Below are 386 nucleotides of genomic sequence, written 5' to 3'. Positions count from 1 at the left end.
TAAGGGTTCTCCACCCAGCGCTCGCACAGCACCTCATCCGACAGGTTGAAGGTGTGCTTGAGGATCGCCAGCCCCGCCATCAGCCGGGTCGGCAGCGGCGGCATGCCGGGGCCGTCCGAATAGACGGCGCCGAAACGCTCCTCCAGCACCGGCCAGTCGATCGCCTGCGCCAGCCGCACCAGCTCGTGCTTCATGTTGATGATTTGGTCGAGCCTGGAGCGGAACAGGTCCTGCTCTCCCGTCTCGCGCTTCTCGCGTGGCCTGGACATTCGCTGTCCCCTCGATTCGCCGCCGCCGAACCGAGTGAATCACGCTCCGCGCCACAAGGGAATCGCAAAACCGAATTGCAGGAAAACAGCCCCAATAAACCGCTAATCCTGCAATTC

1 protein-coding gene is annotated in these 386 nt (G+C 63.0%); it reads right to left on the bottom strand.

The annotated features are described in order from the left end of the window. On the bottom strand, positions 1 to 269 hold a 269-nt coding region (locus NP503_RS33215; protein ID WP_164774014.1), incomplete at its 3' end, for a transposase. Positions 270 to 386 lie beyond the last annotated feature (117 nt).

This window comes from Mesorhizobium sp. SEMIA396 (genome assembly GCF_024518615.1).
In the GTDB taxonomy this organism is placed as follows: Bacteria; Pseudomonadota; Alphaproteobacteria; order Rhizobiales; family Rhizobiaceae; genus Mesorhizobium.
Note: the sequence above shows the minus strand (reverse complement) of the source record. Positions and strands in the feature narration are given on the sequence as shown.